The organism is Micromonospora sp. SL4-19, from assembly GCF_047921475.1.
GTDB lineage: Bacteria > Actinomycetota > Actinomycetes > Mycobacteriales > Micromonosporaceae > Micromonospora.
Genome location: NZ_JBLROB010000006.1, coordinates 130328 through 150512, shown reverse-complemented (window position 1 = coordinate 150512; position 20185 = coordinate 130328). Strand labels below are relative to the sequence as shown.

At 73.3% G+C, this 20185-nt stretch carries 15 protein-coding genes; 5 read left to right on the top strand and 10 right to left on the bottom strand.

Annotated elements, in window-relative coordinates; translation table 11 throughout:
- Positions 1 to 7 precede the first annotated feature (7 nt).
- From murG to mraZ, 9 genes are all read right to left on the bottom strand, one after another.
- On the bottom strand, positions 8 to 1114 hold the full coding sequence (murG, locus tag ACNAVT_RS11520; RefSeq protein ID WP_416295417.1) for an undecaprenyldiphospho-muramoylpentapeptide beta-N-acetylglucosaminyltransferase: 1107 nt from the start codon (positions 1112 to 1114) through the stop codon (positions 8 to 10).
- Positions 1114 to 2487 (bottom strand): FtsW/RodA/SpoVE family cell cycle protein, encoded by a 1374-nt coding sequence (locus ACNAVT_RS11515; protein WP_416295639.1) that lies wholly within the window; start codon positions 2485 to 2487, stop codon positions 1114 to 1116. Before ACNAVT_RS11515 ends, murG begins: the two co-directional genes overlap by 1 nt.
- 272 nt (positions 2488 to 2759) lie before the next feature.
- Positions 2760 to 3884, bottom strand: coding sequence for a phospho-N-acetylmuramoyl-pentapeptide-transferase (gene mraY, locus ACNAVT_RS11510; RefSeq protein WP_416295415.1), 1125 nt, complete (start codon positions 3882 to 3884; stop codon positions 2760 to 2762).
- Positions 3881 to 5290, bottom strand: coding sequence for a UDP-N-acetylmuramoyl-tripeptide--D-alanyl-D-alanine ligase (locus tag ACNAVT_RS11505; RefSeq protein WP_416295413.1), 1410 nt, complete (start codon positions 5288 to 5290; stop codon positions 3881 to 3883). Before ACNAVT_RS11505 ends, mraY begins: the two co-directional genes overlap by 4 nt.
- Positions 5287 to 6849, bottom strand: a complete 1563-nt coding sequence (locus ACNAVT_RS11500) for a UDP-N-acetylmuramoyl-L-alanyl-D-glutamate--2,6-diaminopimelate ligase (RefSeq protein ID WP_416295411.1) — start codon at positions 6847 to 6849, stop codon at positions 5287 to 5289. The genes ACNAVT_RS11505 and ACNAVT_RS11500 overlap by 4 nt, the downstream gene beginning before the upstream one ends.
- A 52-nt stretch (positions 6850 to 6901) precedes the next feature.
- Positions 6902 to 9121 (bottom strand): peptidoglycan D,D-transpeptidase FtsI family protein, encoded by a 2220-nt coding sequence (locus ACNAVT_RS11495; RefSeq protein ID WP_416295409.1) that lies wholly within the window; start codon positions 9119 to 9121, stop codon positions 6902 to 6904.
- 3 nt (positions 9122 to 9124) lie between these two features.
- Positions 9125 to 9724 carry a hypothetical protein gene (locus tag ACNAVT_RS11490; protein WP_416295407.1) on the bottom strand — a complete coding sequence of 200 codons (600 nt, stop codon included), beginning with the start codon at positions 9722 to 9724 and terminating at the stop codon, positions 9125 to 9127.
- Positions 9721 to 10830 carry a 16S rRNA (cytosine(1402)-N(4))-methyltransferase RsmH gene (gene rsmH / locus ACNAVT_RS11485; RefSeq protein ID WP_416295637.1) on the bottom strand — a complete coding sequence of 370 codons (1110 nt, stop codon included), beginning with the start codon at positions 10828 to 10830 and terminating at the stop codon, positions 9721 to 9723. Before rsmH ends, ACNAVT_RS11490 begins: the two co-directional genes overlap by 4 nt.
- 203 nt (positions 10831 to 11033) lie before the next feature.
- The gene (gene mraZ, locus ACNAVT_RS11480) at positions 11034 to 11465 is read right to left on the bottom strand and encodes a division/cell wall cluster transcriptional repressor MraZ (RefSeq protein WP_148796546.1); all 432 of its coding nucleotides are present in this window, start codon (positions 11463 to 11465) and stop codon (positions 11034 to 11036) included.
- Positions 11466 to 11820: 355 nt separating this feature from the next.
- On the opposite strand from mraZ, the gene ACNAVT_RS11475 reads away from it, so the two are divergent.
- The 3 genes from ACNAVT_RS11475 to ACNAVT_RS11465 are packed head-to-tail and all read left to right on the top strand — an operon-like array spanning position 11821 to position 14460.
- Positions 11821 to 13068 carry a MurT ligase domain-containing protein gene (locus ACNAVT_RS11475; RefSeq protein WP_416295635.1) on the top strand — a complete coding sequence of 416 codons (1248 nt, stop codon included), beginning with the start codon at positions 11821 to 11823 and terminating at the stop codon, positions 13066 to 13068.
- Complete coding sequence (locus tag ACNAVT_RS11470; RefSeq protein WP_416295405.1) at positions 13058 to 13780, top strand: type 1 glutamine amidotransferase; 723 nt, start codon at positions 13058 to 13060, stop codon at positions 13778 to 13780. Before ACNAVT_RS11475 ends, ACNAVT_RS11470 begins: the two co-directional genes overlap by 11 nt.
- Positions 13777 to 14460 carry a TVP38/TMEM64 family protein gene (locus ACNAVT_RS11465; RefSeq protein ID WP_416295403.1) on the top strand — a complete coding sequence of 228 codons (684 nt, stop codon included), beginning with the start codon at positions 13777 to 13779 and terminating at the stop codon, positions 14458 to 14460. The genes ACNAVT_RS11470 and ACNAVT_RS11465 overlap by 4 nt, the downstream gene beginning before the upstream one ends.
- Before the next feature lie 135 nt (positions 14461 to 14595).
- Here ACNAVT_RS11465 and leuS read toward each other — a convergent pair whose 3' ends face one another.
- Complete coding sequence (gene leuS / locus ACNAVT_RS11460) at positions 14596 to 17436, bottom strand: leucine--tRNA ligase (RefSeq protein ID WP_416295401.1); 2841 nt, start codon at positions 17434 to 17436, stop codon at positions 14596 to 14598.
- Between the two features lie 395 nt (positions 17437 to 17831).
- On the opposite strand from leuS, the gene ACNAVT_RS11455 reads away from it, so the two are divergent.
- Together ACNAVT_RS11455 and ACNAVT_RS11450 are read left to right on the top strand one after the other, a co-directional pair.
- Complete coding sequence (locus ACNAVT_RS11455) at positions 17832 to 18881, top strand: AAA family ATPase (RefSeq protein WP_416295399.1); 1050 nt, start codon at positions 17832 to 17834, stop codon at positions 18879 to 18881.
- 1 nt (position 18882) lies between these two features.
- Complete coding sequence (locus tag ACNAVT_RS11450) at positions 18883 to 20181, top strand: DUF58 domain-containing protein (protein ID WP_416295397.1); 1299 nt, start codon at positions 18883 to 18885, stop codon at positions 20179 to 20181.
- Positions 20182 to 20185: the final 4 nt, after the last annotated feature.

Genomic DNA, 20185 nt, shown 5'->3' with positions numbered 1-20185 from the left:
GCCGGCCTCATCGGGCCACCGCCTCGTAGACGAAGTTCAGCAGGGCGACGTCGCCGTCACGCCGACCGTACGCGGCCGCCGCGGCGCCCATCGCGGCGAGCCGCTGCGGGTCCCGGACCAGCGGGATCACCGTCCGCTCCAGCCAGTCCGGGGTCAGCTCGGCGTCGTCGACGAGCAGCCCGCCGCCGGCCTCCACCACGGGCAGCGCGTTGCGCTTCTGCTCCTGGTTGCTGTGCGGGTACGGCACGTAGATGGTGGGCAGCCCGATCGCGGCCACCTCGGCGCAGGTCATCGCGCCACCCCGGGCCAGCATCAGGTCGGCGGCGGCGTAGCCCAGCTCCATCTCGGACAGGTAGGGCAGGGTCACGTACGGCACCGGCAGGTCGGTGGGGACGGAGACCGGCTCGTTGCGGGCGCCGATCACGTGCAGCACCTGCACCCCGTGGCGGGCCAGCTCCTTGGCCGCCCCGGAGACCGCCAGGTTGATCGAGCGGGCGCCCTGCGAGCCGCCGGCGACGAAGAGCACCGGCAGGTCGGGACGGAGTCCGAAGTGGGCGCGGGCGGCATTGCGCATGGCGGCGCGGTCCAGGCCGGCGATGCCCCGGCGCAGCGGCACCCCGACCACCCGGGCGTCACGCAGCGACTCCGCCTGGGACGGCTGGTGCGGGAAGCCCGCCGCGACGTGCTTGGTGAACTTCATCCCGAGCCGGTTGGCCACGCCCGGCGGCACGTTCACCTCGTGGATGACGATGGGCAGTTCCCGCCGCCACGCGGCCAGGTAGCCGGGCACCGAGACGTACCCTCCGAAGCCGACCACGACGTCGGCCCGCACCTCGTCAATCACCTTGCCCGCCGCGCGGGCCGCCTTCCACATCCGGTCCGGGGTGCGGACCAGGCTCATGTTGACCGAGCGGGGCAGCTGGTAGGCGGGGATCTGGCGCAGGTCGTAGCCGGCCGGAGGGATCAGCTCGTTCTCCAGGCCCTTCGGGGTGCCCAGGCAGGTGATCCGGACACCGGGGTCGTGCCGGCGCAGGCAGTCGGCAAACGCGAGCAACGGGTAGATGTGTCCTCCCGTGCCCCCTCCGCAGAGCACCACCGAACGCAGCGGACCCATCAGCGTCTCCTCTCGCTCGCCGTGCCCCCACGCGTCCGGCTCGGCCGGGCGCCGCGGGCTGCGGCCTGGTCGTCCTCCCGCCGCGTCCGGGACCGGGGTACGGCACCACGGTCCGCCGATGGCGACGCCGGTCGGCGGCGCCGGCCGGGAAGCGGCGGCAACGGGGCCCAGACTAGTCGGACCCATCGGGCCGGCGGACGGGCATGCAGGGCCCGGGCCGCGTCCGGCTCGGCCCGGGCGAAGGAGGCGAGCATGCCGACCGCGGCCAGGGTCACCACCAGGGCACTGCCGCCGTCGGAGATGAACGGCAGCGGGACGCCGGTCAGCGGCAGCAGCCCGGTGACCCCGCCGATGTTGATCACCGCCTGGCCGACCAGCCAGGCGGTGACGCCGGCGGCGGCGAGCCGGCGGAACGGGTCCTCCACCCGCCGGGCGATCCGCAGCCCCGTGTACGCCAGCACGGCGAAGAGCACCAGCACCACCGTGCAGCCGACCACGCCCAACTCCTCGGCGATGATCGCGAAGATGAAGTCGTTGTGCGCCTCGGGCAGCCAGTCCCACTTGAAGCTGCTCTTGCCCAGCCCGACGCCGAACCAGCCGCCGTGGTCGATGGCGTTGCGGGCCTGCATGGTCTGGTAGCACCAGTCCTCGAAACACTTGGCCGGGTCCGGCGGGTTGAAGAACACCGTGAGTCGGGCCAGCCGGTAGTTCTCCTCGCCACGCGCCCCGGATCCGGCGCCGAGGGAGGCCGCGGCGACCAGCAGACCGATGCCGAGCAGGCCCAACACGGAGAGCCCGGCGAAGACCTGGAGCCGGACGCCGGCCGCCCAGAGCAGGCCGACCACCAGGGCCAGCAGGCAGAGCATGCTGCCCAGGTCGTTGTAGCCGACCAGCACGAAGAGCAGGCCGACCACCGGGAAGAGCGGGGTGGCCAGTTCCTTCCACCAGCCCAGCGCGGCGCCCTTGCGAGCCAGCACGTGCGCGCCCCACAGCGCCAGCGCGAACTTGGCCAGCTCGGCGGGCTGCACCGAGATCGGGCCGAGATAGAGCCAGAGCAGGTTGGCCTCGAGCGGGCCCACCGACTTCACCCGGAACAGCGCCTCCAGCGCGACCAGCAGGTTGAGGATCAGCAGCAGCACCACCGCCACGCCGAGCGCCGGCCGGCTCAGCGCCCGGAAGCTGCGGGCGGGCAGCCGCTGGCAGGCCCAGAACGCCACGATGCCGATCACCGCGAAGATCGCCTGCTTGACCAGCGAGGCGGAGGCGTCACCGCCCTTGGCGTAGTCCCGCACGCTGGTCGCCGAGAAGACCATGGTCAGGCCGATCAGCAACAGCAGGCCGCCGCTGGAGAGCAGCAGATAGTAGGAGGCCATCGGCCGGGCAAGCAGCCCGCGCAGCGCGGCCAGCCCGCCGGCGGCGTCCCAGCCGAGCGGTGGGGCCGGCGGGTCCGCCGTCCGGATCGCGGCGGGCGGCCGGCGGGCCGGCGTGTCGGTGGTGCCCTCGGTGTCTCGTCCCTCCCCCACCCGCTCATCATCGCGGCTCGGCCCGCCCGCCCGTGGCGCAACCGCCCGGTCGGCGTGTCGGAACGCGAACGGGAGGGGCCCCGGCACCCCGGGACCCCTCCCCACGGACGGACGCCGCCGGCTCAGGTGACCGCGGCGAGGAACTCGCTGTAGAACAGGCCCAGCGCGATGGCCACGCCGATGCCGGCGATGATCCAGAACCGGACCACGATGTTGACCTCGCTCCAGCCGGCCAGCTCGAAGTGGTGCTGCAGCGGGGACATCCGGAACACCCGCTTGCCGGTGGTCCGGAACGAGATGATCTGGATCACCACGGACATCGTGATGATCACGAACAGCCCACCCAGGATCGGCAGCAGCAGGATGGTCCGGGTCGACATCGCCATGCCGGCGATCAGGCCGCCCAGGCCGAGCGCGCCGGTGTCGCCCATGAAGATCCGGGCCGGCGAGGTGTTCCACCAGAGGAACCCGACGCAGGCGCCGGCCGCCGCCCCCGCGATCAGCGCGATCTCCAGCGGGTCGCGGACCGTGTAGCAGTAGGCCTCGGTGTAGTTCGGGTCGGCGCACCAGTGCCGGTACTGCCAGAAGGCGATCAGCGAATACGCGGCCAGCACCATCACCGAAGCGCCGGTGGCCAGGCCGTCCAGGCCATCGGTGAGGTTCACCCCGTTGGTCGCCGCCATCACCACCATGATGATCACGATCACCGCACCGATCTTGCCGATCTCCAGGGCCGGGATGTCCCGGATGAAGCTCAGCGTGGTGCTGGCCACCGTCTCGGCGTTGGTCCGGTTGCCGGCGGGTCCGTACATGGTGCTCGGGAAGTACAGCGCCACGATGCCGAAGACCGCGCCGACGATGATCTGGCCGGCCAGCTTGCCCCGCTTGTTCAGGCCGCCGCTGTGCCGCTTGCGCACCTTCAGGAAGTCGTCGATGAAGCCGACCGCACCGGAGAACACCATCAGCCCCAGCAGCACCAGCGCGGTGATGGTCGGCTCGACCTGGGCGATCTGCGCGTCCGGCAGGGTGGTCAGGGCCAGGTGGCCGGCGACGTACGCGATCACCGTGGCCAGGATGAAGACCACGCCGCCCATCGTCGGCGTGCCCTTCTTGCCCTGGTGCATGGCCGGGCCCTCGGCCCGGATCGGCTGGCCGGCCTTGAGCCGGGTGAACACCTTGATCGCGATCGGGGTGCCGAAGAGCGAGATGAGGAAGGCGACCCCGATGGCGACGATGACCGCCCTCATGCAGCGCCGCCCTCGGGCGCGTGCTCCGTGGCGTCGGCGCGCAGCGCGTCGGCCACCTCCCAGGTGCGGTACCGGGAGCCCTTCACCAGGACCACGTCACCCGGACGTAGCTCGCTCCGCAGCACCTCGACGGCCGCCGCCTGATCGGTGAGCAGCACCGACTCTCCTCCCCAGTTGCCTACCGCTGTCGCGCCTTCGTGGATCGGCGCCGCCGGCTCGCCCACCACGAGCAACCGGTCGACACCCAGCTCGGCCGCGAGCCGGCCGACCTGCTGGTGCCCCTCCTGTTCAAAGTTCCCCAGCTCGGCCATGTAGCCGAGCACCGCGACAGTACGCCCTGACCCACGCATGCTGACCAGCGACCGCAGCGCGACCGCCATCGAGGCCGGGTTGGCGTTGTACGAGTCGTCGATCACGGTCACCCCGTCGGGGCGCTCGAAGACGTCCATCCGCCGGGTGGAGACGAGGCCCAGCTCGCCCAGCGCGGTGGCCAGCTCGGCCAGGGGCATCCCCAGCTCGCGGGCGACCGCCGCGGCGGCCAGGGTGTTGGAGACCTGGTGCCGCCCGGTCAGCCCGAGCCGCACCGGCACGCTCCCCTCCGGGGTCACCAGCGTGTACGCCGGCCGTCCCCGCTCGTCCAGCGTCACGTCCGCCGCCCGCACGTCGGCCCGCTCCGACTCGCCGTACCGGATCACCCGGGCCTCGGTACGCGTGGCCATCGCGTCCACCAGCGGGTCGTCGGCGTTCAGCACGGCCAGCCCGTCGGCGGGCAGCGCCTCGACCAGCTCCCCCTTGGCCAGGGCGATGGTCTCCACCGAGCCGAACTCGCCGATGTGCGCGACCCCGACGTTGAGCACCACCGAGATCCGGGGCGGCACCACCTCGCACAGGTAGCGGACATGCCCCACGCCGCGGGCGCCCTTCTCCATCACCAGGTAGCGGGTCTCCGGGCCGGCCTGCAACGCGGTGTACGGGTGCCCCAGCTCGTTGTTGAACGAGCCGGGCGGCGCCACGGTCGGGCCGAGCCGGACGGCGAGCTGGGCGATCAGGTCCTTGGTGGTGGTCTTGCCGGAGGAGCCGGTCAACCCGATCACGGTCAGCCCGGGCAGCCGGTCGACCACCGCGCGGGCCAGCCGCCCCATCGCGTCGAGCGCGTCGGCGACCAGCACCATCGGCACGCCGGGCACCTCGCGGGTGCCGAGCACGGCCACCGCGCCGGAATCGACCGCGGCGGCGGCGTAGTCGTGCCCGTCCACCTTCTCGCCGGGGAAGGCGACGAAGAGCCCGCCGGGGCCGATCTTGCGGGAGTCGAACTCGACCGATCCGCTGACCCGGGCGTCCGGGTCGGCGGCGACCAGCCGGCCGCCGACGGCGGCGGCGATCTCGGCCAGGGTCAGCGAGATCATCGCCGCCCCACCATGTCACCGAAGCGGGCGCGCAGCGCCGCCGCCAGCTCCACCCGGTCGTCGAACGGCAGCACCTCGCCGTTGATCTCCTGACCGCGTTCCTGGCCCTTGCCCAGCAACGCCACCACGTCGCCCGGTTCGGCCAACCGGACCGCCTCCTCGATCGCGCCCCGCCGGTCGGGCACCTCGATGATCCGCGCGGCGGTGCTCGCCGCGTACGCCCCGGCGAGCACCTCGGCCCGGATGGTGGGCGGATCCTCGGTGCGCGGGTTGTCGTCGGTCACCAGGACCAGGTCGGCGCCCTGGGCCGCCGTGGCGCCCATCACCGGCCGCTTGCCCCGGTCCCGGTCGCCGCCGGCGCCCAGCACGCAGATCAGCCGGCCGGCGGTCAGGTGCCGCAGGGCGGCCAGGACCGCCTCGATGGCGTTGGCCTTGTGCGCGTAGTCGACCACCCCGCGGACCGGGGCGTCGCCGCTGACCAGTTCCAGCCGCCCGGGCACGCCGCCGCAGGCGGCCACCCCGGCCGCGGCGGTGGCCGGGTCGACCCCGGCGGCCACCAGGATGGCGATGGCGAGCAGCGCGTTGGCCACGTTGTGCCGGCCGGGCAGCGCCACGCGGGTGGGCAGGGTCAGCCCGTCCGGGCCGTGCGCGGTGAAGCGCTGCGCGTACCCCTCGCCGTCGACGCCGTCGGCCCACCAGGTGGCGGTCGGGTCGCCGGCCGCCGAGAAGCTCACCGTGGCCGGCTTGACCAGCGGCCGCAGCGCCGGGTCGTCGTGGTTGAGCACCTCCAGCTGGCAGCGCCCGTCGAAGAGCTTCGCCTTGGCGGCGAAGTAGTCCGCCTCGTCGGCGTGGAAGTCCAGGTGGTCGGAGCCGAAGTTGGTGTAGCCACCGACGGTGAACCGCACCCCGCCGACCCGCCCCATGGCCAGGGCGTGGCTGGACACCTCCATGACCACCGCGTCGACCCCGCGCTCCCGGGCCACGGCCAGCATGGCGTGCAGGTCGGTCGCCTCCGGGGTGGTCCGGACGCTGTCGATCACCAGGTCGCCGAGCCGGGTCTCCACGGTGCCGATCAGGCCGGTGGTGTGCCCGGCGGCGCGCAGCCCGGACTCGATCAGGTAGCTGGTGGACGTCTTGCCGGCGGTGCCGGTCACGCCGATCACGGTCAGGCCGGCGGTCGGGTCGCCGTACACGGTGGCGGCGATGTCGCCGAGCACCGCCCGTGGGTCGTCGACCACCAGGGTCGGCAGGCCCGCGCCGGCCGCCAGCTCCAGGCCGGCCGGGTCGGTCAGCAGGGCCACCGCACCGGCCTCGGCCGCGGCGGCCGCGAACTCAGCGCCGTGCCGGCGGGCGCCGGGCAGGGCCGCGTACAGGTCGCCGGGGCGGACCTCCTGGCTGGCGTGGGTGACCCCGGTGACGGCCACCCCGGCGGCCCCCTGGGGCGGCGAAACGGACACTCGGGTGGCGAGGTCGCCGAGCCGGACGGGATTCACGGTACGGGGACGTGGATTGCCGGACACGGCGTCAGACCCTACCCGGTCGTCCGGTCCCGACCGCACAGCCGCCCCGGTGGTTCGTCGCCACTCACCGATGATGTCCCTCCGTGCCCGCTCAGCGCGGAAAAGCCTCGAACTTGGGTGACTTGTCGGTCGCCGACGGCGGCACCCGGTAGTGCCGGAGAGTGAAGCCCATCATCTCCCGGAAGGCCGGTGCGGCCACCGCGCCACCCTCGCCGCCCGGGCTCCACACGAAGACCGCGACCACGTACCTCGGCTTCTCCGCCGGGGCCATCCCGATGAACGAGCCCACGTCGCCGGGCTGCTTCTTGCCGTTGTCGTACCGCCACCCGGTGCCGGTCTTGCCGGCCACCCGGTAGCCGGGGACCGCCGCGGCCAGGCCGGTTGCCTGCCCGTCCGGGCCGTCGATCGTGGTGACCGCCTCCAGCATCCGGCGCAGCGCGGCCGCGTTCTGCGGGCTGAGCACCGACCGGGTGACCGGGGCGGCGCCCGGCGTCCGCTTCCCGTCCGGGCCGATCACCTCCTTGATCAGGTGTGGCTGCACGTACGTCCCGTCGTTGGCGATGGCGGCGTACGCGGCGGCCATCTGCAGCGGGGTGGCGTCCACGCTGTGCCCGATCGGCACCGACCCGTACGACGAGCCGCTCCACTCGTCGGCGGGAAGCAGCCGGCCGGAGGCCTCGCCGGGCATGCCCTCGCGGGTGGGCTGCCCCAGCCCGAACCGCTTCTGGTAGTCGATGAGCCGGTCCTTGCCCAGCTTGTCGGCGATCTCGATGGTCGCGACATTGGAGGAGAAGGCGAGCATGCCGGGGATGCTCATCCGCCGCCCGTTCGCCGGGTGGGTGTCCTCGAAGCGCTGACCGCCCATGGTGATCGTGTTGGCGACCGGGAACACGGTGTCCGGGGTGATCACGCCCTCCTGGAGGGCGGCGCCGTAGGTGATCGCCTTGTGGATCGAGCCCGGGTCGACGATGAAGCTGGTGGCCGCGTCGTCCCGGTCGGTCGGGGAATTGACCGCCGTCGGGTCGGCCGCGTTGTAGCCGGGGTAGCTCGCCTGGGCCAGCACCTCACCCGAGCCCACCTCGATGACCACCGCCGCGCCGACGCTGCCCCGGGTCCGGGCCATCTGGGTGGCCAGGATCCGCTGCGTCTGGAACTGCAGGTCGCGGTCGATCGTGAGTTCCAGCGAGCCGCCGGGCTTGGCCGCGGTGGTCTGGCTGTAGCCGCCCGGGATCGGCGCGGCCAGGTCGCCCTGCCCCACCTCGTACCGCTTCTTGCCGGGCTGGCCCCGGAGCAGGTCGTCGTACTTGGCCTCCAGGCCCTCCAACCCGTTCATGTCCGGGCTGACGAAGCCGATCAGGTTGGCCGCCAGATCCCGGCCGGGCACCTCGCGCCGCTCGTCGCGGTGCACGCGGATGCCGGGCAGTTCCAGCGCCATGATCTCCTTGGCCTTTTCGATCTCGACCCCGCGGGCCAGGTACGCGAACTGCGACTGGATGGTGGTGCCGGGAAGCGTGCGTTGCCGCATCTTCTCGGCCAGTTCGGAGGCGGGCACCCCGAGCAGCGGAGAGAGCTGCCGCGCGGTGGCGAACCGGTCCTTGACCCGGGTCGGGTCGGCGTACACGTAGCGCGCCTCGACGCTGTGCGCCAGCGGCGCGCCGGTGCGGTCGTAGATCGACCCACGCGGGGCCGGCAGCTCGACCACGGCGGTTCGGTTGCGCAGCCCGCCGTCGGCGTACGCCGGGGTGGTGACGGTCTGCAGGACGACCAGCCGGATGCCGATGGTGGCGAAGAGCGCCAGCGCGAGCAGCGTGCCGAGCCGCAGCCGGCGGCGCGGGTCGGCGAGCCTGGGCGGGCGGCGCGGCTTGCGGGACGGCCGCCGGGCGGCCGGGCGATCCGGGCGGCGCGGACCGGGCCGGCGGCGCGGCGGCTCGTCGTCGTCGAAGGGCTCCCGCACCGGACGGGCCGACACGGTCCGCACCACGCCGCCCCGGCCGCCCGCGGCGGTCTCCCGGCGGCCGGCGCGGGTGGTCCCGGCCCGGCCGCCGTCGAGCACCTGCAACGCCGGCCGGAACGGGTCGCCGGATCGGCTGCTGCGCGGGGTACGCCGCTGCTCGGCGCCCCCGCCGGCCCCGGTCCGGGCGGCGCCGCCCCCCTCCCGGATGGTCCGCCCCCGGGGCGTGTACGCCCGGGCGTCGGAGATCCCGCCGATGCCCGGCTCACCGGAGCGGGAGTCGGCGCCCCGACCGCCCCGGGACGAGCCGCGCCGGGAGCCTGTGGCGTCCCGGCGCGGTTCCTCCGATCTCGGCGACACTGCTCAGCCCCCGTTGCCCTGCTGGCTGGTGATGGCCGGCTCGCCCTCGGCCGGGCGCGGAACGCCGATCACCTTGCCGTCCGGCAGCCGGATGTACGCGGGATCCCCCGACTCGATCAGGCCGATCTTCTTGCTGTTCGCGACCAGGTTGCCCGGGGCCTCCTGGTCGGCGATCTCCTTCTTCAGCTGCTGCTGGTCCACGTCGAGCTTGGCCTGCTCCTGCTGGAGCTTCTCCAGCCTGAAGGCGTTCTCGTTGATCTTGGTGTTGATCGCCAGGATGCCAAGCACCCCACCGACCACCAGGACCAGGATCAGCCCGACGAACGGCGCCCGCGGCACGCGGACCGGCGGCGGCGGGGCGACCCGCAGCCGCGGGGATGCCGCATCGGTGGTCCGGGTCCGCTCCGCCGGCCGCAGCGCGGCGGCGCCCTGGGTGGGGAACTCGCGCGCCCCCCGGGCGCGAGTCTCCCTCTGGCGGTCGGGCCGGTCGGCCCCCGCCGTCGCGGTCGTGGTCCGCGTGGTGCGCTGCGCCGCGATCCGGCCCCCCGACCGCGGTGCGCGCTGCCCGACGGCTTCCCGGCCGTCGCGCGTGTTGACGTTCATGTCCCCTCCCCCTCTTCGTCCGTCCCGTTGCCGTCCCCCGGGGCCGGCCGCGGGTCCGTGGCGGACCCCGGTGACCCCGTCCCCGGTTGGTGCATCGCCTTCACCCGGCGGCGGTACCGTTCGCGGTCGGTACGCCCCTGCCGGGTCGCCTCCGGGTCGAGCCGCTCCGCGGCCCGCAGCCGCACCGAGGCGGCGCGCGGGTTCGCGGCGACCTCCGCGTCCCCGGGAAGCTCGGCGCCCCGGCTGAGCAGCCGGAACGTCGGGCCCGACCCGGGCAGCTCGACCGGGAGGTCGACCGGGCCCTTGCTGCGGACCCGGTCGGCGAGCGCCTGCTTGGTGAGCCGGTCCTCCAGCGAGTGGTAGGACAGGACCACCACGCGACCGCCCACGGCGAGCTTGTCGAGTGCGGCCGGCAGTGCCGTCTCCAGCGCTGCCAGTTCCCGGTTTACCTCGATGCGTAAAGCCTGAAACGTTCTCTTTGCCGGGTGTCCCCCGGTTCGTCGGGCTGGTGCCGGAATGCTCTCCCGGACCAGCTCGGCCAGTCGCGCCGACGAGGTGATCGGGGCGCGCTCGCGCTCCCGGATGATCGCCGAGGCGATCCTCCCGGCGAACTTCTCCTCGCCGTACACCCGCAGCACCCGGGCCAGGTCCGGGTGGGAGTAGGTGTTGACCACCTCCTCGGCGGTCACCCCCCGGGTCTGGTCCATTCGCATGTCCAGCGGCGCGTCCTGCGCGTAGGCGAACCCGCGGTCGGGCGCGTCCAGTTGCAGCGACGACACGCCGAGGTCGAACAGGATCCCGTCGATCGCCGGGTACCCGAGCCGCTGGAGCACCTCGGGCAGTTCGTCGTAGACGGCGTGCTCGAGGTGGATCCGGTCGGCGAACCGGGCCAGGCGGACCCGCGCGTGGGCGAGGGCCTCGGTGTCCCGGTCCAGGCCGATCAGCACCGTGTTCGGGTGCGCCTCGAGCACCGCCTCGGCGTGGCCGGCCAGGCCCAGAGTCGCGTCGACGTGCACGATGCGTCCGTTCCGACCCAGCGCGGGGGCCAGCAACTCGAGACACCGCTCAAGCAGCACCGGCACGTGCGTGCCGCGTAGCTCCCCCATGTCGACCCCCACTGGTTGAAACCTTCCGTCCCTGTTGCGTCCGTCGTCGCCACGACGCCTCGCCATACCGCCAGATCCCCATCCGCTCCCGCCCGCCGGAGGCCGCGGCCCTCCCATCGGATCGTGCGCCTGGCACCGGGGAAGGGGTGCCAGGAACTCGAAAGCGGCTGGAGATCTCGCAGTACGTCGGGCGCCGTCACGCCCTACAGACCGCCCGGCAACACCCCCTCCTCGATGTCGGCGAAGTCGTCTTCGCTCTCCGCGAGGTAGGCCTCCCAGGCCGCCTTGTCCCAGATCTCCACCCGGGTGCTCGCGCCGATCACGACCAGGTCGCGGTCGAGTGCGGCGTACGAGCGCAGATGCCCGGGGATGGTGACCCGTCCCTGCTTGTCGGGCACCTCGTCGTGCGCGCTGGCGAAGAAGACCCGGCTGTAGGCCCGGGCCGTCTTGCTCGTCATCGGCTGCGCGCGCAACTGGTCGGCGATCCGCTGGAACTCGGGCATCGGGAAGACGTAGAGGCAGCGCTCCTGCCCTTTGGTGATCACGACACCCCCCGCCAGCTCGTCCCGGAACTTCGCCGGAAGAATCAACCGGCCTTTGTCGTCCAGGCGCGGAGTGTGGGTGCCGAGGAACATCGGCCCAACCCCCTCGCCCTGAGCGGCGTTCACGGCGCCGCTGACCCCCCGGGCCGGTGCGGCCCTCCCGGCCTCACCATCGCGCCCCACTCTACTCCACTTCCCTCCACCTGCAACCAGAAACGCCCGCGCGGCGCGGCGTTTTCGCGCGCAAAAGAGCACGTCAAATGGGGTGGGGCGGAGTGGAGGGCGGTGGCACCCGCCGGCGCGCGTCCGCTACCCGACATAGATCGACTCCATCCGGCGGAGCGCCCGCTGACCGTCCGCCGGGCGGCCCCGCCCGAACGGTTCGCCGTCGGCGGCGATCTGGCGGGCTCCAGGGTCCGGTAACCTCGCTCGCGTGACGGACGCGAAAATGCCCCTGCGGGCAAAGGTGGCCAGCTCCGTGTCACGGACCGCCGCGGCGCTGTCCCGGGCCGCGGGCCGTGGCGACGGCTCGGTGATCGGCGGCTGGATCGGCCTCAAGATCGACCCTGACCTGCTCGCCCACCTCTCGACAGGACGCGCCATCGCCCTGGTGTCCGGCACCAACGGCAAGACCACCACGACCCGGCTCACCACCGCCGCCGTCGGCGTGCTCGGTCGGGTCGCCACCAACTCCTTCGGCGCCAACATGCCCACCGGCCACACCTCCGCCCTGGCCAAGGCCGGCAGCACCCCGTACGCGGTGCTGGAGGTCGACGAGCACTACCTCGCGCAGGTGCTGGAGGCCACCGAGCCGCACGTGGTGGCGCTGCTCAACCTCTCCCGCGACCAGCTCGACCGGGCCAAGGAGGTCGCCATGATGGCGCAGCTCTGGCGCGCCGCGCTGGCCCGGCACCCCGACGTCCGGGTGGTCGCCAACGCCGACGACCCGATGGTGGTCTGGGCCGCCACCCCGCCGGCCGACCCGGCCCGGGGCCACGTCCCGCCGCACGTCACCTGGTTCAGCGCCGGCCAGCGCTGGCACGACGACTCCTGGGTCTGCCCCGCGTGCGGTTCCACCATCCAGCGCTCCGGTGAGCGGTGGTGGTGCACCGGCTGCCCGCTGCGCCGCCCCGAGCCGCAGTGGACCGTCGAGGACGACGGCGTGCTCGACCCGACCGGCGCCTGGCACAAGGTGCAGCTCCAGCTCCCGGGCAAGGTCAACCTCGGCAACTCGGCCACCGCCCTGGCCGTCGCCGCCGAGTTCGGCGTACGGCCGGTGGACGCGGTCCACCGGCTCGGCCACGTCACCTCGGTCGCCGGCCGCTACGCCCAGGTCGACCGGGACGGGCGCAACATACGGCTGCTGCTGGCCAAGAACCCGGCCAGCTGGCTGGAGGCGTTCGACATGGCCGACGAGGCCCCCACACTGCTCTCCATCAACGCGCGCGACCCCGACGGGCTGGACACCTCCTGGCTCTTCGACGTCGACTTCGCGCCGCTGCGCGGTCGGCAGGTGCTGATCACCGGCGACCGGGCGTACGACCTGGCTGTCCGGCTGGACGTCAACGGCGTGCCGTTCCAGCACGTGCGCAGCTTCGACGAGGCGGTCCGGGCGGTGCCCCCGGGCCGGCTGGAGGTCATCGCCAACTACACCGCCTTCCAGGACATTCGAGCGGAGCTGGACCGTGTCAACTGAGAGCCTGCGCATCGTCTGGATCTACCCCGACCTGCTGTCCACGTACGGCGACCGGGGCAACGCGCTGATCCTGGCGCGGCGGGCCCAGCTGCGTGGCATGCCGGTCGAGGTGCTGGAGGTGCGCTCCGACCAGCGGCTCCCGTCGACCGCCGACATCTACCTGGTCGGCGGCGGCGAGGACGGCCCGCAGGCGCTGGGCGCGCAGCGGCTGATCGCCGACGGCGGCCTGCACCGGGCCGTGGCCCAGGGTTCGGTGGTGTTCGGGGTCTGCGCCGGCTACCAGCTCCTCGGCACCTCCTTCTTCGCCAAGGGCACCAAGTACGCCGGGCTGGAGCTGCTGGACGTCTCTTCCGACCGGGGCCCCACCCGGGCGGTCGGCGAGCTGGCCGGCGAGGTCGACGGGCGGCTGGGCATCCCGTACCTGACCGGCTTCGAGAACCACGGCGGGCGGACCCAGCTGGGACCGGGCGTGTCGCCGCTGGCCCGGGTGACCGCCGGGATCGGCAACGACGGGGTGACCGAGGGCGCCTGGCGGGGCAAGCTGCTCGGCACGTACTCGCACGGCCCGGCGCTGGCCCGCAACCCGGCCCTGGCCGACCTGCTGCTGCGCTGGGCGACCGGCATCCACCAGCTCCCCGCGCTCGACGACACCTGGGCCGACCGACTCCGGTCCGAGCGCCGCGCCGCGGTGGCCGCCGCCGCCCGGCCATGATCCCTGCCGCCCGACGGCTGCTCCGGCAGCCGTCGGCGCGCCGGTTCGCGCTGCTGCTCCTGCTGCTCGCCGGCTTCGCGGTGGCGCTGCTGCTGGCGCCCCGGCCGGAGCCGGCCCAGTTGCCCCGGCTCGCCGATTCCCTCGGCGGGTACGCCCCGGCCGCCGCGGTCGTCGGCGGCGCGCTGCTGCTGGTGGCGCTGGTCCCCCGTACCTTCGTCACGCTCGCCGCGGGCGCGATCTTCGGCCCGCTGGAGGGCGCCGTGTACGCGCTCGGCGCGGCGCTGCTCGCGGCGGCGGTCGGCTTCGCGGTCGGCCGCCTGCTGGGCCGGGAGTTCGTGGCCGGGCGGGTCCGCGGTCGGTTGGCCCGGCTGGACGGCTGGTTCGCCCGGCAGAGCGTGCTCGGGGTGATCACCGTTCGGCTGCTGCCGATCGCCGGCTTCGGGCTGGTCAGCTACGGCTACGGCACCACCGGGGCACGGGTGCTGCCGTTCCTGGCCGGCAGCGTGATCGCCGCCGTCCCCACCGCCGTCGGGTACGCGGCGATCGGCGCGGCGGTCAGCTCCCCCGGTCAGATCAACTGGTACGCCGCCGCCCCGGCCGGCCTCGGCCTGATCGCCAGCGTGGTGATCATCCATCACTGGTGGCGCGCCGAGCGGCGGCGCCGGCCGGCCGCGAGCTGAGCCGGTCGCGACCGATCGGGAGCCGGCCGCCGACGCCCTGGTCGCCATGGCCGTCGTCCACCGCCGCGAGCCCTGACCCGGGTCCGCCGCAGGCGCGCCCCGGGCACGGGACACGCCTGCGGCGGACGGGCAGGGTCAGGCGACGACCGAGACCATCCGGCCCTTCACCACGATGACCTTGCGGGGTTCCTTTCCGCCCAGCGAGCCGGCCACCGCCTCCAGCGCGGCGGTCCGGACGGCGTCCTCGGACGCGTCCGCGGCCACCTCGATCCGGCCGCGCACCTTGCCGTTGACCTGCACCGGGTAGGTCACCGTCTCGGCGACCAGCAGCGCCGGGTCGGCGGCCGGGAAGTCCGCGTACGCCAGGGAGGTGTCGTGGCCCAGCCGGCGCCACAGCTCCTCGGCGACGTGCGGGGCGAACGGCGCCAGCATCAGCACCAGCGGCTCGGCCACCTCGCGCGGCGTGGCCGACAGCCGGGTCAGCCCGTTGGTCAGCTCGATCAGCTTGGCGATGGCGGTGTTGAACCGCATCGCCTCCATGTCGCCGCGGACGCCGTCGATCACCTTGTGCAGCAGGCGGCGGGTCTCCTCGTCGGCCGGCACGTCGGTGACCCGCGATTCGCCGGTCTGCTCGTCGACCGCCGCCCGCCAGACCCGCTGCAGGAACCGGTACGACCCGACCACCGCGCGGGTGTCCCAGGGCCGGGACACCTCCAGCGGGCCCATCGACATCTCGTACACCCGGAACGTGTCCGCGCCGTACGCCGCGCACATCTCGTCCGGGGTGACGACGTTCTTCAGCGACTTGCCCATCTTGCCGTACTCGCGCTGGACCTCGGTCTCGCCGTGGAAGAACCGGCCGTCGACCTCGACGACCTCCTCGGCCGGCACGTAGGTGCCGCGCGCGTCGACGTAGGCGTACGCCTGGATCATGCCCTGGTTGAACAGCTTGCGGAACGGCTCGAACGACGAGACGTGGCCCAGGTCGTACAGGACCTTGTGCCAGAACCGGGCGTACAGCAGGTGCAGCACCGCGTGCTCGGCGCCGCCGACGTACAGGTCGGTGCCACCGCAGTCGCCCGGCGCGCGCGGCCCCATCCAGTACGCCTCGTTCTCCAGGTCGACGAACCGCTCGCTGTTCGTCGGGTCCAGGTAGCGCAGCTCGTACCAGCAGGAGCCGGCCCACTGCGGCATCACGTTGGTCTCCCGGGTGTAGCGCTTCGGCCCGTCACCCAGGTCCAGCTCCACCTCGACCCAGTCGCGCCGCCGGGACAGCGGGGTCTCCGGATTGCTCGCGGCGTCCTCCGCGTCGAACGTCTTCGGCGCGAAGTCGTCCACCTCGGGCAGCTCGACCGGCAGCATCGACTCGGGCAGCGCGATCGGCGCGCCGGTCTCGTCGTACACGATCGGGAACGGCTCGCCCCAGTAGCGCTGCCGGGAGAACAGCCAGTCCCGCAGCCGCCAGGTCACCGCCCCGGTGCCGTGCCCGTTCGCCTCCAGCCACTCGATGATCCGCGCCTTCGCGTCGGCCACCCCCAGGCCGTTCAGATCCAGGCCGCGATCGGGCGCGGCGCTGTTGATCGCCGGGCCGTCCCCGGTGTACGCCTTGCCGGCGAAGCCCTCCGCCGGCTGCACGGTCCGCACGATCGGCAGGTCGAAGACCTCGGCGAAGTCCCAGTCCCGCTCGTCCTGCCCGGGCACCGCCATGATCGCACCGGTGCCGTAACCGGCCAGCACGTAGTCGGCGATGAAGATCGGGATGCGCGCCCCGCTGACCGGGTTGGTGGCGTAGGCGCCGACGAAGACGCCGGTCTTCTCCCTGGTCTCCGCCTGCCGCTCCACGTCCGTCTTGGCCGCGGCGGCCTTCCGGTAGGCCTCGACGGCCGCCCGCGGGCTGGCGTGCCCGCCGGTCCAGACGTCCTTCGTCCCCTCCGGCCAGGCGGCCGGCACCAGCACGTCGACCAGCTGGTGCTCGGGCGCCAGCACCATGTAGGTGGCCCCGAAGACGGTGTCCGGCCGGGTCGTGAACACCCGCACCGGCGCGGCGTCGGTCGGGAAGTCGATGTGCGCGCCACTGGACCGGCCGATCCAGTTGCGCTGCATCAGCTTGATCGGCTCGGGCCAGTCCAGCTTGTCCAGGTCCGCCAGCAGCCGGTCACCGTACGCGGTGATCCGCATCATCCACTGCTTCAGGTTCCGCTTGAAGACCGGGAAGTTGCCCCGCTCGGAACGGCCGTCGGCGGTGACCTCCTCGTTGGCCAGCACGGTGCCCAGCCCCGGGCACCAGTTCACCGGCGCCTCCGACACGTACGCCAGCCGGTGGTCGTCGACGATCGCGCGCCGCTCGCCCACGGTCAGCTCGGCCCAGGGGCGGCCGTCCGGGGTGGGCCGGACACCCCCCTCGAACTCGGCGATCAGCTCGGCGATCGGCCGGGCTCGGCCGGCCTGCGCGTCGTACCAGGAGTTGAAGATCTGCAGGAAGACCCACTGGGTCCAGCGGTAGAAACCGGTGTCGATGGTGGCCACCGAGCGGCGCTCGTCGTGGGCCAGCCCCAGCCGGCGCAGCTGCGCCCGGTACCGCTCGATGTTGGCCTCGGTGGTGGTCCGCGGGTGGGTGCCGGTCTGCACCGCGTACTGCTCGGCGGGCAGGCCGAAGGCGTCGAAGCCCATCGCGTGCAGCACGTTGCGTCCGGCCATCCGCTGGTAGCGGGCGAAGCAGTCGGTGCCGATGTAGCCCAGCGGGTGACCGACGTGCAGACCGGCGCCGGACGGATAGGGGAACATGTCGAGCACGTACAGCTTCTCCGCGCCCGCCCGCGGGTGCGCCGGGTCGGCCAGCGGCCCGGACGGGTTCGGTGCGTGGAAGGTGCCCTCCCGCTCCCAGGTGTCCTGCCAGCGGTGCTCGATCTCGTCGGCCATCGCCGCCGTGTACCGGAACGGGGGGATGTCGGTCGCCGGTGCGGCTGCCTCACTCATGGCGTCTCCTCGGCGCGGGTCATGTCGGATATGGGGGGTCTGCTGCGGGCACAAAAAAGCCCCTCGCGCAGGAGGGGCCGCCGTGCTGTCGCGCGTTCAGCGCATCAGCACGGCTCGGTAAGAAGCAGGAAGACTCCGGCCATGACCGGCAGTGTACCCCTGCGGCCCGTCGGCCAGCTCGCCCGCTCCACAGGTCGGGACGTTCCCCCGGTCCGGCGAATATTCCGGGCGTAACCGACGGACCGGCTGCGGGGGTCGGCGGCGACGACAAACATGGTTAGCCTGAGAGGCCAGTGAGATTTCTGCGGCAGACGAGGCTCGGTGTCCGCGAACCCAACGGCGGGTCCAGGTGCTCTATACAGAGCTGCCGTCAAAGGCGACGAGGAGGAGGCCCCGTGACACAACAGACCTGGGACGAGGTGGGCGGTCTGCTGCCGCACGACGAGTTCCGTGCCGCCAGCGAGGCCATCGTGGCCAACATCGAACAGGTCATCGAGGGCAAGACGGCCACCGTCCGGCTCGCCCTGGCCGTCCTGCTCGCCGAGGGTCACCTGCTCATCGAGGACGTGCCCGGCGTCGGCAAGACGAAGCTCGCCAAGGCCCTCGCCCGCTCGATCGACTGCTCGGTACGCCGGATCCAGTTCACCCCGGACCTGCTGCCCAGTGACGTCACCGGGGTCAGCGTCTACAACCAGGAGACGCACGACTTCGAGTTCCGCCCGGGCGCGGTCTTCGCCAACCTGGTGGTCGGCGACGAGATCAACCGGGCCTCGCCGAAGACCCAGTCCGCCCTGCTCGAGTGCATGGAGGAGCGGCAGGTCACCGTCGACGGGGTCACCTACGAGCTGCAGACCCCGTTCATGGTGATCGCGACGCAGAACCCGATCGAGATGGAGGGGACGTACCCGCTGCCGGAGGCGCAGCGCGACCGGTTCACCGCCCGGATCGCGATGGGCTACCCGGACGCGGGGGCCGAGCTGGCCATGTTGGACGGCCACGGCGCCACCGATCCACTCAAGGAGCTGCGCCCGGTCTCCGACGCGGCCACCGTCCGCCAGCTCATCGGCCACGTCCGGCAGGTGCACGTCGCCGACGCCGTCAAGCAGTACGCGGTCGACCTGGTCACGGCCACCCGCGAGTCGCCCGACCTGCGGCTCGGGGCGTCGCCGCGGGCAACCCTCCAGCTGCTGCGCACCGCCCGCGCGGTGGCCGCCCTGGAGGGGCGGGACTACGTCCTCCCGGACGACCTGCAGACCCTCGCGGTCCCGGTGCTGGCGCACCGGATCATCCCCACCGCCGACGCCCAGTTGGCCCGGCGCACCACCGACGCGATCGTCGCCGAGCTGGTGCACCGGCTGCCGCTGCCGCAGGAGCGCCGGCGCTCTCCGTACGACACCCGGCCGGGCGGCAACGGCCGCGGGCCGTTCGAGCCACGGAGGCCGTGAGGTGCGCGACGGGCTGCGCGGACTGACCACCCGCGGTCGCTCCTTCCTGGCGGCCGCGGTCGCCGCCGCCCTCTCCGCCGCGATCCTCGGCGAGAAGGACCTGCTCCGGGTGGCCATCCTGCTCGCCATCCTGCCGCTGCTCGCGGCGGCGTACGTCGGTCGCAGCCGCTACAAGCTCGCCTGCAACCGCTCGCTGGAGCCGCACCGGGCACCGGTCGGGGCCAGTTCCCGGGTCGTGCTGCGCCTGCAGAACCTGTCCCGCCTGCCCACCGGCACCCTGCTGCTGGAGGACCGGCTGCCGTACGCGCTGGGCAGCCGGCCCAGGGTGGTGCTGGAGCGTCTCGGCGCGCACCAGGCCAGCTCGGTGGCGTACACCGTCCGGGCCGACGTGCGCGGCCGGTACGAGGTAGGCCCGCTGGTGATCCGGCTGACCGACCCGTTCGGGCTCTGCGAGCTCAGCCGAGCCTTCCCCAGCATCGACCACCTCACCGTCATCCCGCAGGTCACCCCGCTGCCGGCGATCCGCCTCCCCGGCGAGTACGCCGGCAGCGGCGACAGCCGGGCGCGCTCGGTCGCGGTGCACGGTGAGGATGACGCCGCCACCCGGGAGTACCGGATGGGCGACGATCTGCGCCGGGTGCACTGGAAGTCGACGGCCCGCACCGGCGAGCTGATGGTGCGCCGGGAGGAGCAGCCCTGGGAGAGCCGGGCCACGGTCGTCCTGGACACCCGCGCCTTCGGGCACCGCGGCGACGGCCCGACGGCGAGCTTCGAGTGGGCGGTCTCCGCCGCCGCCAGCATCGCCGTGCACCTGCGTCAGGCCGGCTACAAACTGCGCCTGGTCACCGGCTCGGGCGCGGACGTGGACGCCACCGAGGCCGGCGGCGAGGGCCTGTTCCTCGACCACCTCGCCGAGGTGAGCCTCGATCGGCGCGGTGAGATCACGACGCTCGTGCAGCAGGTCCGGCAACGGGCCGACGGCGGCCTGATCATCGCGCTGTTCGGCACGCTGAGCACCGCCGAGGCGGAGCTGCTGGCCAGCCTGCGCGGCAACGGCGCGACCTGCGTCGGCTTCCTGCTCGACAGCACCACCTGGCTGAACCTGCCGGAGAAGGCCCGGACCGAGGCGGAGCACGCGCACGGCAGCGCCGCGCTCGCCCTGTTGCAGAGCGGATGGCGGGTGATCGGCGTGGAGCACGGCAGCCGGCTGCCCGTGCTCTGGCCGCAGGCGGCCCGCGGCTCGCAGGGCTTCGCGCTGCGGGCGGCGCTGGCGGAGACGGTGGCCGGAGGCATGCGATGAACGA